Genomic DNA, 16,557 nt, shown 5'->3' with positions numbered 1-16,557 from the left:
TTATTGGAAAATGACACTCAAATAAATATTACGTATCAGACCTTTCTCTAAGGGGGCCATAAATTGGTTGCCCGCTGCTAATGGATGCTGATGGTCTAATACAGATTTAAAACTTTGATTAAACTTGATCTCGGGCGACATCTTAAAATAAGGAAAGAAAATATCTGCGCCGATGCCAAATTCCCAGGAGAGATATCCGGGTTTTAAGATAATGGATTCTGCGATTTCTGAAGATTCTTTAAGTAAAGCATTGTATTCTCCGTTAATACCGATCCATCTTGAATAGCGTGCACCTCCTGTTACATAGCCTCTGTATCTATTGAATTTGTTTTTAAGGGTTTTCTCGTCAGATCTGAATTTGATGTTAAAAGGGAATTCGAATGCATTGAAGTTGGATCCCGAAGTGGAAGTCTGAATATGCCTTGTTTTCCGGAGTAAGGGCTCTTTAGTTTCATCCATGCTGCTGTACTCAATCCCCAGATTATTGATGAATAGGAAAGAGGGGCTAAACGTGAAGTAGAGATTTTCAGTAGCGCGGAAGTCTACTGGAATACTCACCGAAAATCCCGATCCCGTTTTGGATCTTATGCCTTGTAATTCGCCTACATCATTGATGTTGTCAGCTGGGTAATCAATGGATTCGCCCTGCCATCCTTTTTTTAGACCTAGTATGTAATTTTGGTTTACATAATTGTATTGCAACCCCAATAGAAGAGGAGCGTTTTCATCATAAACCGAACTAAAAGGAAGTGAAAAGCCGCGCTGACCGTAACTAAACGTTACCGCAAATATAAATATGATGAGGGCGGACAGTTTTTTCATTTAGTTGCTTCGTAAATGGTGCAAAATCCAAATGTTTGCGGCCTGACTATTGTTTCCTTAAATCCTACTTTGCTGGTTATTTTTGCAAATCGTTCTCCATCCGGAAATCTAGCAACCGATTCTGGAAGGTAAGAATACGCACTCGCATCTTTGGAAATCAATTTACCCAAAGCAGGGGTTAGTTTATGAAAGTAAAAGTGATACAATTGTTTGACCGGAAATGCCGTCGGATTTGAAAGTTCCAATACCACGGCTTTACCTCCGGGTCTTAAAACCCGATAGATGTCTGCAAGTCCTTGCTCTAGGTTCTCAAAATTACGCACCCCAAAAGCTACCGTAACTGCGTCAAATGTGTTGTCGTCAAATTGAAGCTTTTCAGAATCACCCAATTGGACTTCAAATTGATCTTGTAGCCCTTTTTTCTTGATTTTTTCTGCTGCTACCTCCAACATGCCCTGGGAAATATCTACACCTATTATTTTTTTTGGATTAAGGATACGGATGGATTCAATCGCGAAGTCACCGGTGCCGGTCGCAACATCGAGTATGAGCTGTGGCTGAATATTCTTTAAAGACCGGATTGCTTTTTTGCGCCATATGGTATCAATACCCATCGTCATTACCCGATTAAGAAGGTCATAAGTCTTGGATATATTATTAAACATATCAGCTACTTGTTCTTTCTTTCCGCCGTCTTTGGACTTATAGGGTTTTAGTGTAGAAGCATCATTTGACATAACGCAAACTTAGATAAAATGCTTTGCATTCACAAACTTAGCGTAGCGGTCTTATGTATGCCATTGAAGCTAAACTCGGGTGAATATACCGGACAGAAAAATACTATTCGTAATTTGCTTTTATCGGCGATTATACATGAGATGGATATTTGCAATTTTTATTCTTTAGTGTATGCTCATAATGTATGAATGAACGCCAGGCGGTTACTGGTTTGCCCACGGTGAACGTGTAAGCTCGGTATGGATAATATTTATCACATGCAAGTTTTGTCTCCATTTACAAATAATCTATTTGGGTGAAAAATAGTGTCTTAAAATGTAGCTGAAAATTAAATCAAAAGATTGTTTTTTGTAAATATTAGCTTAATGTATTGATTATGAAAAGTTAACGTATCACAGCTTATTAAAAGGTTGAGCCAGTATTGCTTTTGTAGTTATTAACATCCGTTAAAGTTATTAACATGTATGTAACTTTTTGATAGTGAGATTGTCTAAAAAATAGTTAACATTTTTTAAACATTTTGTGTGGATAAAGGAATGGAAATTACAAACGAAAATTCTATAATTGTTGATGCAACTTTTTTATAATGTTTAGAACTTAAAAATAAACGTAGGTGTATTTTTGTTACTTTTGTTATCCCGTAAAATTCGGAACTCAAAATGGCGGGTAAGCCCTAAAAATATATAGTATGGATCAAGAATTTTCTGCGCAGTCGTCTAATACCGGTCGTACCAACTTTAACAAGAAACGTACTAACCTAAATAACTTAATAAGTGGTTTAGGTAAACTCCCTCCGCAAGCGGTAGATTTGGAAGAGGCCGTATTGGGTGCATTGATGTTGGAAAAGAATGCATTGAGTGAAGTAATTGATATTTTAAAACCGGATTCTTTTTATAAAGAATCGCATCAGAAGATATTTGAAGCGATCTTTAGTTTATTTCAAAAAACGTCTCCCATAGACTTATTGACCGTAACGGTAGAGTTGCGTAAAATGGGGGCTTTGGAAATGGTGGGTGGAGCGTACTATATTACACAGCTTACAGACCGCGTAGTTTCTGCAGCTAATATTGAATATCATGCCCGTATCATTTCCCAAAAATATATTCAGCGCGAGTTAATAAAAGTTTCGACCGAAATTATCAATGCATCATATGATGAAACCAGTGATATCTTCGATCTACTAGATCATGCGGAGAAGAGTTTATTTGATATTGCTCAAAATAACTTGCGTAGGGATTCCCGGAAAATGGATGATATCATGCGGGAAGCAATCTCCAATTTGGAATTATTACGGGATCGAACAGATGGATTAACGGGAGTTCCTTCGGGTTTGACGGCCTTGGATCGTATGACTTCAGGATGGCAACCTTCGGATTTGGTTATTATAGCTGCCCGTCCTGCAATGGGTAAAACAGCCTTTGTATTGTCCGTCGCACGCAATGCTGCGGTAGACCACAACAAGCCGGTAGCAGTATTCTCATTGGAGATGTCTTCCGTTCAACTCGTGAATCGCCTTATTGCCGGAGAAACCGAAATAGAACAAGAAAAACTCAAAAAAGGTAATTTAGCAGATCATGAATGGCAACAACTGCATTCCCGAATCGGAAGATTAACCGAAGCACCGTTGATTATCGATGACACACCTGCACTGAATGTATTTGAATTCAGGGCTAAATGTAGACGTCTGAAAGCGCAACATGATATCCAGATGGTAATTGTCGATTACCTGCAATTGATGCATGGTAAAGCTGAAGGCAAAGGTGGTGGAAACCGGGAACAGGAAATTGGTAGTATATCCCGTGCTTTGAAATCTGTCGCAAAAGAGTTAAATATTCCGGTATTGGCCCTATCTCAATTGAGTCGCGCAGTTGAATCTAGACCAGGTAATAGCAAACGACCTATGCTCTCGGATTTAAGGGAGTCGGGATCTATCGAACAGGATGCGGATATGGTACTCTTCCTGTATCGTCCGGAGTATTATGGTCTTACCGAAGATGAAGAGGGAAGATCGACTGTGGGAGTGGGAGAGGTAATTATCGCAAAACACCGTAACGGAGAAACAGGGATTGTTCCTTTACGATTTATAGGTAAATATGTGAAATTTGTGGATTTGGAAGATGATTTCGCGGGTATGGGGGGGGATTCCTTTGCCTCTGGGGGTGGAGATAATCCTTTCGGTGCACCTTCGGCTATACTGCCTTCTGCATCCTTTGAGAATTTTGGCGGAGGTGGTGGTATCACCATGCCTTCCCGGATGAATGATATGCCAGATGACGCGCCATTTTAATTAAGGGCAGGAAAATAATATAGCTTACTCCTCGAACAGTAGGTTTTTTATGGGGCTACTGTACTGGAAAATCAAAGTAGGTTTCTTTATAGGGTTCGTTGTTTAAGGTGTAATGCCACCACTCTTCTGAATACGATCTGAAGCCATGTTTTTCCATCACGGATTTAAGAAGTTGCCTGTTTTTCTTCTGTTCATTGGTAATATGCACGGAATTGTGATGGGATTTTTCGCCAAAGAAGTCAAAGGGACTTCCCATATCGAGTTCTTTTCTTGTATTTAAATCTATTATGGTGAGGTCTACTGTGCTTCCCCTGCTATGTCCTGATCGGGTGGCGATATATCCTTTCTTGAAAAGATCTTTTTTATCCACCATAGGATAAAATTCGAATTTCGCAACGGTATCATGTGTCATTTTTGCCCATCTAATGAAATGATCGACTGCACGCTGAGGCCTATAGGCATCAAATATTTTCAAACCTAAATCGCGGGTATTAAGCTGTTGTTGAACCTTTGCTAAAGCTTGAGCTGCCCGGAGGGACAAAATTGCAGTCGGACATTCGTATCCGTCGATGGGACTTCCGACAAAATTGTGGCTGCCGTAATATCGGATGTCATATTCGATATTCGGTATTACGTCGTGTAGGTATGTAAAGTCTTTTGGAATCTTACTTTTCTGTGATTGTACATTAGAAAAGTGCATTGATAGCAGTGCAGTGAAGATTAACAGTTTTTTCATGAAGGTTACTATAATTATTGAAGTTACGTTTTTTGTTTTATTATAGAAGAGTCTGCCGGTATATAAAATGATTTTTATTAACTTTACACCATATTTTCTAACGGATAAAAAATTCACAATATTTTGGATTATTTAGCAGGATTAAACCCCTCACAACGCGCGGCCGTAGAACAGACTGAAGGGCCGGTAATGATTGTGGCCGGAGCAGGTTCGGGGAAAACCCGTGTCATCACGTATCGCGTAGCACATTTAATCAACAAAAGTGTTGACCCCTTCAATATATTAGTTTTGACCTTTACCAATAAGGCTGCTAAAGAGATGCGCGAGCGTATCATGAAAGTAGTGGGGGCGGAAGCAAAAAATATTTGGATGGGTACATTTCACTCTATCTTCGCACGTATTTTGCGGGTGGAGGCGGAGCTCATTGGCTACCCGAAGAATTTTACCATTTACGATACCGATGATACCAAAAGCTTATTGCGTGCGATCCTCAAAGAGATGAATTTGGACGATAAGCTATACAATGTCAATCATGTATATGGACGGATTTCGTCTGCCAAGAATAATTTGATATCTCCTCAGGAGTATAACAAAAATGAAGCTATCCTGGCTGAGGATCGTGAAAATGGAAGAGGACAGCTCGGGGAAATCTATATGACCTATGCGCAACGGTGCTATCGTGCAGGAGCCATGGATTTTGACGATCTACTGTTCAAAACAAATGTGTTATTGAACAAGTTTCCGGAGGTGTTGCATAAATATCAGCACCAGTTTAAGTACTTAATGGTTGACGAATATCAGGATACAAATTTTTCACAATATCTGATTGTTAAGCGGCTGGCTGCCGTGAATGAGAATATTTGTGTAGTGGGCGACGATGCGCAAAGTATTTACGCGTTTCGTGGTGCAAACATTCAGAATATCTTGAATTTTCAAAAAGATTATCCAGATGTGAAGGTCTATAAACTAGAACAGAATTATCGATCAACCAAGATGATCGTTAATGCGGCAAATAGTATCATCGCAAATAATAAAAATCAACTGGAGAAAAACGTGTTTTCTGACAATGAGGAGGGAGACAAGATAAAGGTAGCTCGGGCGTTCTCGGATAACGAAGAAGGAAAAATTGTTGCCGAAGCAATTATTCAGGAAAAATCTATCAAGAGCTATAATTATAAAGATTTTGCGATTCTGTATCGTACCAATGCGCAGTCTAGGGCTATGGAGGAGGCGCTTCGCAAATTAAATGTACCTTATAAAATTTATGGTGGTACATCATTCTACCAACGTAAAGAAATTAAAGATTTAATAGCTTACTTTCGATTAACGTATAATCCGAACGATGAAGAAGCACTAAAGCGGGTGATCAACTACCCACGACGGGGAATAGGGGATACTACAATCGAAAAAATAATTGTGGCGGCAGACCAGCAGCAATACCGTATCTGGGATGTTGTCGTGAATGCGCAAATGTTTCTTGATGGGAGAAGTTTTAACGCAGTATCAGGTTTTGCATTGATGATTCAAAGTTTTCAGGCTGTTGGTAATAACCACAGTGCTTTTGAAACAGCAATGCATATTGCACAGCATTCCGGAATATTGAAAGATCTGTACGAAGACAAATCGGTGGAAGGCTTAAATAGGTACGAAAATATTCAAGAGCTATTAAATGGGATCAAAGAGTTTTCGGAACGGGAAGATATCGAAGAAAAGGGATTAGATGTATTCCTTCAGGATATAGCGCTGTTGACGAATGACGATAACGATAAGAACCCGAATGCCGATACGGTTTCTTTAATGACCATTCATTCGTCCAAAGGTTTGGAATTTCCGAACGTATTTATTGTGGGATTAGAGGAGAATCTTTTTCCGTCTCAGCTGTCGCTTAATTCAAGAACAGAATTGGAAGAGGAGCGAAGACTATTTTATGTTGCTGTGACGCGAGCGGAAAAAAAGCTACATTTGTCGTATGCAACTTCACGTTATCGATGGGGTACATTGAATAATTGTGAACCAAGTAGATTCTTGGACGAGCTTAATCCGGCTTGTTTAGAGCTCGACTTTAAGCCGCGAATGCCCACTAAAGAGGATGACGGTTTTCAATCTGAGCGTGTTACATGGCAGCAAAAGGATACTTTTTCAAAACCAAAGCCAAAGGTTATGAAAACGACATCCATATTACCAAAAGCACATGTCCCTACCGCGGGATTCGCTCCATCCGACACGAGCACCCTTCAAATAGGAATGGAAGTGGAACACGAACGGTTCGGATTTGGAAAAGTGGTAAATCTGGAAGGAAATAAACCGGATATGAAAGCAACTATTTCTTTCAAAGAATTGGGACAGAAACAATTGTTGCTTAAATTTGCAAAACTAAGAATAGTCCAATAGTAGGACTTTTAAAATAAAATAATATAAATAACGTTATTATAGCGTTTAACCGTTCTATATGAATTTTGATTATAACAGTACCCGTTCAAACTTAATTTTGGCGGAATATGGAAGAAATGTACAAAATATGGTCGACCATATTTGTACTATACCCGAAAAAGAAGAGCGCAATAGATTAGCGCAAGTCGTTATAGATATGATGGGGGTACTTAATCCTCATTTAAGAGATGTTTCTGATTTCAAACATAAACTTTGGGATCATCTTCATATCATTTCTGATTTTAAAATAGATGTAGATTCTCCTTATCCTATCCCTACAAAAGAGGATATGAACGTGAAGCCTCAACCTATTCCGTATCCTCAAAATAGAATACGCTTCAAACATTATGGTCACATCGTGGAACAGATGATTGAGAAGGCGAAAGGAGTGACGAATGAAGATGTAAAGCAGCAGATGACGTTGAGCGTAGCTAACTTTATGAAAATGGCTTACATTACTTGGAATAAAGATTCGGTAAACGACTTGCAGATTATTGAAGATTTAAAAGAGCTTTCAAAAGGAGCTTTAAGCCTTCCGCAAGATACAGTTCTTACTAAATTAGATTTTCGTACCCCGCCTCCAGGTAATAGGGGGAAAACACAAGTCGCTGCGTCAAGTAACCAGAAAAGTAATCAGAATGGTAAAAGACAAAGTAACAATAACAACAATAATAATAGCGGCAGACGAAAAATGGGCAGTAGCAGTAGCAACAACAATAATAGAAAGCCTTATCAGAGTAATACGTATAAAAAGTAAAGAATACGAAGTTACTTGTAGTAAGTAGCTAGAACGTATATTTAGCTACATCGATGAGTTCCCGTCCTTCTGGCGGTTCGGTTCGATGGTCATCAAGAACCTTTATGACGGTTGATGTTACGGACATGAAGGTTTTGTTTTTAAGAATATTTTTCGATACTTAATCCAACTATGAACGCTTTTGAAATTATTGGTGGAAAGCCTTTAAAGGGTGAAATTGTTCCTCAGGGAGCCAAAAACGAAGCATTACAAATATTGTCGGCGGTATTGCTGACGGAAGAGAAAATTACCATAAGTAATATTCCTGATATCAAGGATGTAAACAAGCTTATCGAACTTTTGGGTTCTTTGGGGGTAATCGTTAACCGATTGAATAAGGATACCTACGAGTTTGAAGCAAAAGAGATTAATATTGATTATTTTGCTTCTGACGACTTTAAACAAAAGGGCGGAGGGTTGCGCGGATCAATTATGATCGTGGGGCCTTTACTAGCCAGATTTGGAAAAGCAGCTATCCCTAAACCAGGGGGTGACAAAATAGGGCGCCGTCGTTTGGATACCCATTTCTTGGGTTTTGAGAAGTTAGGTGCAAAGTTTGTCTATGATGCTGAAAATCATTTTTTTAACGTCGATGCCACTGCATTGAAAGGTGCGTTTCTTTTATTGGACGAAGCTTCGGTAACTGGAACTGCAAATATTGTTATGGCAGCAGTGCTCGCTGAAGGTACAACAACGATTTATAATGCTGCTTGCGAACCTTACTTACAACAGCTCTGTAAAATGCTCAACAGAATGGGAGCAAAGATAACGGGTATCGGCTCTAACTTGTTGACAATAGAGGGTGTAAAAAAACTGGGAGGCACGGCGCATCGAATGCTGCCTGATATGATTGAGATCGGATCCTTTATCGGGTTGGCCGCGATGACGGGTTCGGAAATTACCATCAAAGATGTGTGTTATAATGAGCTGGGTATGATCCCCTCCGTATTTGCAAGATTGGGTGTAAAAATGGAACTGCGGGGAGATGATATTTTTATCCCCGCCCAGAGTTCATATGAAATCGATACCTTTATAGATGGGTCTATCCTGACGATTTCAGATGCTCCTTGGCCAGGATTTACTCCTGACTTGTTAAGTATCGTATTGGTAACCGCTATCCAGGCAAAAGGAAATGTACTAATTCATCAAAAAATGTTTGAAAGTAGATTGTTTTTTGTAGATAAATTAATTGATATGGGCGCACAGATCATCCTGTGTGATCCACATAGAGCAACGGTGATTGGTTTGAATAAGCAGACACAGCTAAGGGGTATCTCCATGTCGTCACCTGATATTCGTGCAGGGGTCTCTCTGTTGATCGCCGCTTTATCTGCACAGGGTAAATCGACAATTTTTAATATAGACCAGATTGAAAGAGGTTACCAAGACATTGAAGAACGCCTAAAGACGCTGGGTGCGGATATTAAAAGAGTAGATGTACTCCCTTCCGGTCATTAAAAGAAATGTCTTTTAAATGTTAATAAATTAATTTGATAAAGATAAGTGTGATAAGAATTTTAATTTTGTATAATTACAAGTTTAAACATATAATCCAAATATTGAAATGAAAAAAATCGTTTTATTCTCGGCAGCAGCTGCTATGGTTTTAGCATCATGTGCTGGCAATCCAGAAGGTAAAAAGGCTGAAACAGCAGATTCGGTTGAAACCGTTGATCAAGTAGTTGGTGAGGCATATAGTGTGGTTCCTGCGGAATCTACATTGGTATGGACAGGGACTAAAGTTACTGGGGCGCATACAGGTACGGTAAACATAAAATCTGGCTCGATTAATGTCGATAACGGAGCTATCACAGGCGGAAGTTTTGTATTGGATATGTCTTCTATCAGCAGTACTGATTTGGATGGTGAATATAAAGAAAAACTAGATGGTCACTTGAAAGCTGATGATTTTTTCGCTGTAGCTGCGCATCCAGAGGCTTCACTTGTAATTACTGAGGTAAAAGCTGGTGCTACTGCTAGTGATGCAGTTATTTCCGGTAATTTAACGATCAAAGGTATTTCTAAAAACATCACTTTTGATGCAAAAGTTGATGAGATTACAGATACTACGGTAAAAACTACTTCAGATTTTAACATCGCCCGTGAAGATTGGGGTGTAAATTATTCAGGTAAGGAAGACGATTTGATTTCGAAAGAAATCAACTTTAAAGTGACTATCGTTGCTAAAAAGTAGTATCGTTTTAACAGTATAATTTAAACTCTCCACCTGCGTGGAGAGTTTTTTGTTACAGCGCTAGCTTCTTTTTGTAATATTAGAATTTATAGGTTATCCCAGCACCAAGAATTTGTTTTACCTGTAGTTTGGCCCCTCTTCCAGTCTCTATGCCGTTTTCTATTGTTGGAATCTTTGTGTTGTCGTCATATATTAATTGAACTCCTGCATTTACTGTAATGAATCTATTTACTTTCATAAATAGATTTGCGGTATAATCTACATCTACATTCTGCGGATCTTCCAAATAATTAGCATATAGCTTTAGGATGTTTTCAAACGTTATATTCTCCATAATATCCTTCTTATAGTGGGCATCTAGCGAAGCACCAAATTCTAATCTCGATTTTTTCCCCGGATCTAATCCAAAAGTTGTTTCATCTATGTCAGGACTGGTCACAAAAACGAATCGTGTAGCGGCTGGAGAAATATTTACTTTGAAATTATCAGATTCTTTATATGCTATACCCGGTCCAAAACTTAGATAAGCTGGTGATAAACCGGATGAAATTAGTGAACGATTGCCATCATTTTCAAAGGTGTATCCCTTTGCAAATTGTGTGTTGAAATTTAAGAAGAACGTGTATAGCCATTTTTCGGTAGCCTCATATCCCAATAAACTATTTAATACAAAACGATCATCATTTTTACGCCAGTCCGTTTCTTTTTGGAACGTTTGTCCATATGCTGCCAAAACCTTATTGTCCCATATCCATTTGTTTTTTTTATAATTGAAGTCGTAATTTAATGTTAAATTGCCGGCAAAGGAATTTACTCCTCCAGCTGCCCAGTTGGAGAAGGAACTCTGATTGATTAAAAAGGTATTTTCACCCTTTATAGTCCAAACTTTAGTAGGATCTTCTTGAGCTAAAGCTGGTAAAGTTGAAGCCAATAGCAAAGAACATACAAGTGATTTGAAATTTTTCATGCCTTTTTTGTTTTTTTTAGTTAGTAAGATATTTGATAACGGGAAGATAATAAAATATGTTTAATCCTATTACTCAAATCAATATATTTTTAACAAATTTGAAGGACGAAACGAGGTAGGGGGATGCACGAAATCGTGAGCTTCATCTCCGTTAAAAAATAGATCGTATAGATGAAAATTACATTATTGTGTATAGGAAAGACAGACGACAAGTATATCCAGGAAGGTATAGACAAGTACTTGAAAAGATTAAAACATTATATATCTTTTCAAATAGTCATTATGCCAGATATTAAGAATGTTAAGAATTTATCAGAAGCACAGCAGAAGGAAAAGGAAGCTGAGCTTTTTTTTAGAAACATTACATCGCAGGACTTTGTTATATTATTGGATGAGTTTGGAAAAGAACTGCGGTCGGTCGAATTGTCTGCCTTTCTTGCGCAAAAAATGGTGTCAAGTACACAGCATCTTGTATTTCTTATTGGGGGGCCTTATGGATTTTCCGATTTGGTAAAGCAACGGGCTAATTCCAGTCTCTCACTTTCAAAGCTAACCTTTTCACACCAGATGGTGAGGCTATTTTTTATAGAGCAAATATATAGGGGATTTTCCATTATGAAAGGGGAGCCTTACCACCATGAGTAGCGTGAATAAAAAATAATAATTGAAGTATACTATCTACACTAAAAAGGGACAAGATATGGACATGAACAAGTATAAAAGAGACTACAGATTTAGGAGTGATGAAGGAAATAATGGCGGTAATTTTAAATGGCTCATTATTGCAGTTGGTGTCATCGTTGCGCTATTGGCTTACTTCCTTAAGTAACATGAGAAATAAGGCGATATGGGGAATATCGCCTTAAAATCACACTAACTATTAATAAAAACTCCTATAGATCTAGGTGTTTTACAATTCGATGTATTGTCCTAATTTAAGATATTTAACCATCTGTTTATTAGACAACAACCTAAAATTATAAAGCATTTTCTGAATTACCAAATAATATGTAAAAAACCTTATCTCGTTACTTACTCATTTCGATAAATTTTTTCCAAGCTACTTTGTCGGTTTTAAACGTCAAATCTGCTAAATTTAGGGCGTTAATATCTATAAATCTAAACGATTCGATTTTGTCTATTATACCGTCTGCATCAAAATCAAATGCTTTTTCTTTAATTTTAATCCCAATTGGTCCCAAAGGTTTTACCTGATAATAAATGGAAATAATCTGGCTTTCATTGAAACTCGATTTTTCAAAAAAATCAGTGGTATAAATATGTTTGATTACGTCAATATGAACATTGCACTCTTCCAGGTACTCTCTTTTTAAAGCATCTATAAGTCCTTCTCCAAACTCAAGGCCGCCTCCCGGGAATTTGGTAAAAGAAACATTCTGCGTGCGCTCGTCGCTTATGAGGACTTGTCGTCTCTCATTAATAAGTATTCCGTAAACTCTTACGTTAAATAAAAACATTCTTTTAGTGTTTCGTACCGTTAGAAAGGTCTTTCAATAGAATTTTTCTAAATTCAACAGGCTGGCCTTCACTTTGCAGTGCAATAAATCCTCTTTTTAGTGCCGCACCATCTATCTTAATTCGTGGGTCAAAATTATTGACTACAGCACCACCTATATGTGGTTTTGAATAACTCAGTACGGTATCTCCCTCAATGATATGGTGAATAATTGAATCTCCTAATACAATAAGTTCGGCTTTTATCCATTGATCACCATGGTAAGTTTTTGAGGTGGAGTTTATACAGTGCGTTTCTAACAACTCACCTTTGTAATAGATATGTGTGCCAGGGGAACACATGTTACCCGTAGTGCGTGTTTTTCCATCGCCCAACCCACCGAGGAATTGCATTTCCACAGATATTGGCCAATCTTGGTTGGCAGGCATTGTTTTCGGATCTTGAGCATGAAACATGATGCCACTATTTCGTAAAGTATAGCTTGGTGCTCCGGGATATAGATCACCGATAAATCTGTATTCTAACTTTAAATGATAATGAGAGTAAGGAACATCGTAATAAAGATGTCCAAAACGATCATCAAAGGATTTTCCGTATCCATCGTAATTCACCTGAATAACATCACCCTCTACCCTGAATGTATTGGCATAATTTTCCCCCACTTCGTATGGGTAAATTTTAGCTGTCCATCCGCCTAGATCTTTTCCGTTAAAGAGGGGTTTCCAATCCTCATGTTGCTTTTGATATAATAGTGTAAACGAACTTGTCAAAAGGCCCAGTCCAAGGATGTACAGTATGTTTATGTTAATCTTCATTTGTTTTTATAATGCTTGAAAACCATTTGTAATTGCCATTTCATCCACTCCCATAAAAGAATAGTGTTTAGGTAAAAACCACGAGATCGCTGCCATGATCTCATGATATACTTTCTCACTTCTAAACTGGACAGGTGTAAGATTAAATATTAGATCTTGGGATACCAAATTTTCATCTTCGTAATTGCGAGCGATAAGCATGATCTTAGGTACCTTAACCCCCATATGAAGTAAATACTCTTTTAATTGGGCCCGTAGGTATTTTGGTAAAATACTGTCCGCGGGCTGTCCTATTAATATCTTTTCATCCTTACCAACTGCTATATTTTCTTTGCTATTTGAAAAGATACTCGTGTCCGTATAAAATGAATCGTTCAATTCGTAATTGACAATATCGCCATACGACAGAACCCAATCTAACCGATCATGTTGCGGATTGATTATTATTCCGAAACCTTGTGAAAGTAACGTGGGTAATTGTTTGCTAATAACATATGCTTGGAAATTTTCATTCGGATTAACGGTTTCCAATTGAACATACGGAAAGCCATCGCCCGCTATGACGACCTCAGGATTTCCTAACTTGAGGTTGGCCTCGGGTAAACTATCTAAAAAAACATCACGCCATTTTTGATCTCTTTCTGAAAAGGGAACAGACATTAACGTGTTGAGAATTACGGTTTTTTCTAAATCTCCTAAGCCAGCGGAGCCATCTTTTTCTGGCCTTGATACAATATTAGCACTCATAAATACGATGTAATAGGCCCTAAAAGTACATAATTAAGATGTATTATTTAAGGATATTAATAAATTATTAACTATATTGTAAAAAGGAATTTTAGTATTTTTGTAGGAAACCAGAAAAAGAAATGTCAGGAACGAATTTGAATGTGCCAGCTGATTTGTCATCGTCAAAATTAAGCTTTGATGATTTTCGTTATATTATTTTAGAGGATTATAAATTAGCCGTACAAAGCAGATATGTTAGCTTATTAGGAAGAAAGGAAGTCCTCACAGGTAAGGCAAAATTCGGGATTTTTGGCGATGGTAAAGAATTAGCACAGATTGCTTTGGCTAAGGTTTTTCGAAATGGTGACTGGCGTTCAGGTTACTACCGTGATCAGACATTTGCATTTGCGTCTGGAATCAGTTCAATCTATCATTTCTTTTCGCAACTCTATGCCAACCCGACTATAGAAGCAGATATTTCATCGGGAGGACGACAAATGGTTGCACATTTTTCGAAGAGCTTAGTTGATAAACAGGGAAACTGGGTAGACCAAACACAACAAAAAAATTCGGTATCTGATATCTCAACGACTGGTGGACAGATGTCCCGCATATTGGGACTGGGACTAGCCTCTAAATTGTATAGAACAAATACTGATCTTTCTGATTTAACGTATTTTTCTAACCAAGGTAACGAGGTTGTTTTTTGTACAGTAGGTAACGCATCCACTTCCGAAGGTGTATTCTGGGAAACGATGAACGCGGCGGGAGTAAAACAGATTCCTGTTGTTATTTCCGTATGGGATGATGGATACGGAATATCTGTTCCCAACGAAATACAAACTACGAAGGCGGATATATCGGAAGCATTAAGAGGTTTTCAACGCGATCATAACGGTGAAGGGTTTGAAATTTTTAAAGTGAGAGGATGGGATTACCCGGCTCTTTGCGAGACATATGAAAAAGCTTCAAAAATAGCCCGAGAACAACATATACCTTGTTTTGTACATGTCACAGAGCTTACACAACCTTTGGGGCATTCTTCCTCCGGTTCGCATGAGCGATATAAATCTCAGGAAAGACTGAATTGGGAAAAAGAATATGATTGTAACGTGAAGATGCGCGACTGGCTGGTGGGTTCAGAAATTGCATCGGCAGAAGAATTGGAAGCTATAGAAATTGAAGCGAAAAAATTCGTTCGCGAAGAGCAAAAAAGAGCCTGGGCAGATTACCGCAAAACCATTCAAGGAGATTTCGAAGAGGCCGTCGCTTTGTTGTCGAAAATGAGCAGCGAGATTGTCGAGTTGCCACTTAAAACACTACAATCGATAACGGAAGCTTCCCTGAAAGAGATTTATTCTACCGTTCGTCTCGTTTTGCGTGAATTGCGCTTTACAAGTTCTGCCGAAAAGGATGAACTGATTACCTGGTATACAAGGCAACAGGAAGTAAATCGACAACGGTATAATGATAACCTATTTATAGAGAACCAAAATTCGGCCTTCAACATCGCCGGATCATCGCCGGAATACGAGGCGGATGCAAAAATCGTAGATGGGCGTGAGGTATTGAACGCTTGCTTCGAGGCAAATTTTTTAAAGGACGATCGTTTGATTGCATTTGGAGAAGATGTCGGGAAAATAGGAGACGTAAACCAAGGCTTCGCTGGTTTGCAGGAAAAGTTTGGTAATCTGCGCATTTTTGATACAGGAATTCGCGAATCAGCTATTATTGGTAAAGGACTTGGTCTGGCTCTTCGTGGTCTCAAACCTATTGCCGAAATACAATATTTGGATTATTTGATATATGCCATGCCGGTTTTGAGTGACGATTTAGCTTCTTTAAGCTATCGTTCGAAAGGCCAGCAAAAAGCTCCGCTCATTATTCGTACACGCGGCCATCGTTTAGAAGGGATATGGCATTCAGGATCTCCTATGTCACTTTTATTAGGAGGACTACGCGGCCTGCATATTTGTGTGCCTCGAAATATGACCCAGGCAGCGGGAATGTACAATGCGCTTTTAAAATCTGATGATCCAGCTTTGGTAATTGAATGTCTAAACGGGTATCGCTTAAAAGAAAAAATGCCAAACAATGTTGGGGAATTCTCCGTTCCGCTGGGGATAGCAGAGGTAATTCGCACGGGATCAGACATTACGGTTGTTTCTTACGGCTCTACTTTACGCATCGTACAGGAAGCTACGTTAGAGCTAGAAAAAATAGGTATCTCTATTGAAATTGTGGATATTCAGTGCTTACAACCTTTTGATCGAACACAGATTTGCGCACAATCTCTTCAGAAAACAAATCGCCTTTTGGTGGTTGATGAAGATGTACCCGGTGGTGCATCTGCGTTTATCCTACAGCAGATATTGGAAACACAAGAGGGGTACTTTCATTTGGATAGCCAGCCACGTACATTGACTGCCAAGGCGCACAGACCTCCTTACGGTTCGGACGGTGACTATTTTACGAAGCCTTCAGTAGATGACGTGGTAGAAATAGCCTACCAAATCATGACTGAGGTGAATCCGCAACAATATCCGAAAATATACTAAGAAAATAG

15 protein-coding genes are annotated in these 16,557 nt (G+C 38.6%); 8 read left to right on the top strand and 7 right to left on the bottom strand.

Annotation, left to right across the window (positions count from 1 at the left end):
• Together C4F40_RS08210 and ubiE are read right to left on the bottom strand one after the other, a co-directional pair.
• Window positions 1-822, bottom strand: a complete 822-nt coding sequence (locus tag C4F40_RS08210; RefSeq protein WP_196938855.1) for a PorT — start codon at window positions 820-822, stop codon at window positions 1-3.
• On the bottom strand, window positions 819-1,559 hold the full coding sequence (gene ubiE, locus C4F40_RS08205) for a bifunctional demethylmenaquinone methyltransferase/2-methoxy-6-polyprenyl-1,4-benzoquinol methylase UbiE (RefSeq protein WP_196938854.1): 741 nt from the start codon (window positions 1,557-1,559) through the stop codon (window positions 819-821). Before ubiE ends, C4F40_RS08210 begins: the two co-directional genes overlap by 4 nt.
• Window positions 1,560-2,248: 689 nt before the next feature.
• Between ubiE and dnaB the strand changes: the two genes are divergently transcribed.
• On the top strand, window positions 2,249-3,847 hold the full coding sequence (gene dnaB, locus C4F40_RS08200; protein WP_196938853.1) for a replicative DNA helicase: 1,599 nt from the start codon (window positions 2,249-2,251) through the stop codon (window positions 3,845-3,847).
• 55 nt (window positions 3,848-3,902) lie between these two features.
• Here dnaB and C4F40_RS08195 read toward each other — a convergent pair whose 3' ends face one another.
• Window positions 3,903-4,583, bottom strand: coding sequence for a M15 family metallopeptidase (locus C4F40_RS08195; RefSeq protein ID WP_196938852.1), 681 nt, complete (start codon window positions 4,581-4,583; stop codon window positions 3,903-3,905).
• 123 nt (window positions 4,584-4,706) lie between these two features.
• Here C4F40_RS08195 and C4F40_RS08190 point away from each other — a divergent pair, with 123 nt between their 5' ends.
• The 4 genes from C4F40_RS08190 (at window position 4,707) to C4F40_RS08175 (ending at window position 10,003) form a co-directional block, all read left to right on the top strand.
• The gene (locus C4F40_RS08190) at window positions 4,707-6,974 is read left to right on the top strand and encodes an ATP-dependent helicase (protein WP_196938851.1); all 2,268 of its coding nucleotides are present in this window, start codon (window positions 4,707-4,709) and stop codon (window positions 6,972-6,974) included.
• Between the two features lie 58 nt (window positions 6,975-7,032).
• Window positions 7,033-7,770: a DUF4290 domain-containing protein gene (locus C4F40_RS08185; protein ID WP_196938850.1), complete on the top strand. Its 738-nt coding sequence runs from the start codon at window positions 7,033-7,035 to the stop codon at window positions 7,768-7,770.
• Window positions 7,771-7,941: 171 nt separating this feature from the next.
• Window positions 7,942-9,267 (top strand): UDP-N-acetylglucosamine 1-carboxyvinyltransferase, encoded by a 1,326-nt coding sequence (gene murA, locus C4F40_RS08180; protein ID WP_196938849.1) that lies wholly within the window; start codon window positions 7,942-7,944, stop codon window positions 9,265-9,267.
• 106 nt (window positions 9,268-9,373) lie between these two features.
• On the top strand, window positions 9,374-10,003 hold the full coding sequence (locus C4F40_RS08175) for a YceI family protein (RefSeq protein ID WP_196938848.1): 630 nt from the start codon (window positions 9,374-9,376) through the stop codon (window positions 10,001-10,003).
• Between the two features lie 79 nt (window positions 10,004-10,082).
• Here C4F40_RS08175 and C4F40_RS08170 read toward each other — a convergent pair whose 3' ends face one another.
• Entirely contained in the window at window positions 10,083-10,970 is an 888-nt protein-coding gene (locus C4F40_RS08170; RefSeq protein WP_196938847.1) for a DUF3078 domain-containing protein, read from the bottom strand.
• 171 nt (window positions 10,971-11,141) lie between these two features.
• On the opposite strand from C4F40_RS08170, the gene rlmH reads away from it, so the two are divergent.
• Complete coding sequence (gene rlmH / locus C4F40_RS08165; protein WP_196938846.1) at window positions 11,142-11,615, top strand: 23S rRNA (pseudouridine(1915)-N(3))-methyltransferase RlmH; 474 nt, start codon at window positions 11,142-11,144, stop codon at window positions 11,613-11,615.
• Window positions 11,616-11,670: 55 nt separating this feature from the next.
• Window positions 11,671-11,799, top strand: coding sequence for a hypothetical protein (locus C4F40_RS21690; protein ID WP_262894811.1), 129 nt, complete (start codon window positions 11,671-11,673; stop codon window positions 11,797-11,799).
• A gap of 199 nt (window positions 11,800-11,998) precedes the next feature.
• On the opposite strand, the gene C4F40_RS08155 is transcribed toward C4F40_RS21690, so the two are convergent.
• Genes C4F40_RS08155 through C4F40_RS08145 form a run of 3 tightly spaced genes read right to left on the bottom strand, consistent with a single transcriptional unit; the run spans window position 11,999 to window position 14,009 of the window.
• A complete protein-coding gene (locus C4F40_RS08155; RefSeq protein ID WP_196938844.1) occupies window positions 11,999-12,448 on the bottom strand; it encodes an NUDIX domain-containing protein in 450 nt (149 codons plus the stop codon).
• Window positions 12,449-12,452: 4 nt separating this feature from the next.
• Window positions 12,453-13,262, bottom strand: coding sequence for a 3-keto-disaccharide hydrolase (locus tag C4F40_RS08150; protein WP_196938843.1), 810 nt, complete (start codon window positions 13,260-13,262; stop codon window positions 12,453-12,455).
• Between the two features lie 6 nt (window positions 13,263-13,268).
• Window positions 13,269-14,009: a hypothetical protein gene (locus C4F40_RS08145; RefSeq protein ID WP_196938842.1), complete on the bottom strand. Its 741-nt coding sequence runs from the start codon at window positions 14,007-14,009 to the stop codon at window positions 13,269-13,271.
• 122 nt (window positions 14,010-14,131) lie between these two features.
• Between C4F40_RS08145 and C4F40_RS08140 the strand changes: the two genes are divergently transcribed.
• Window positions 14,132-16,549 carry an alpha-ketoacid dehydrogenase subunit alpha/beta gene (locus tag C4F40_RS08140; protein WP_196938841.1) on the top strand — a complete coding sequence of 806 codons (2,418 nt, stop codon included), beginning with the start codon at window positions 14,132-14,134 and terminating at the stop codon, window positions 16,547-16,549.
• Window positions 16,550-16,557: the final 8 nt, after the last annotated feature.

The sequence above is a fragment of the Sphingobacterium pedocola genome (genome assembly GCF_015209965.1).
Lineage (GTDB): Bacteria > Bacteroidota > Bacteroidia > Sphingobacteriales > Sphingobacteriaceae > Sphingobacterium > Sphingobacterium pedocola.
Note: the sequence above shows the minus strand (reverse complement) of the source record. Positions and strands in the feature narration are given on the sequence as shown.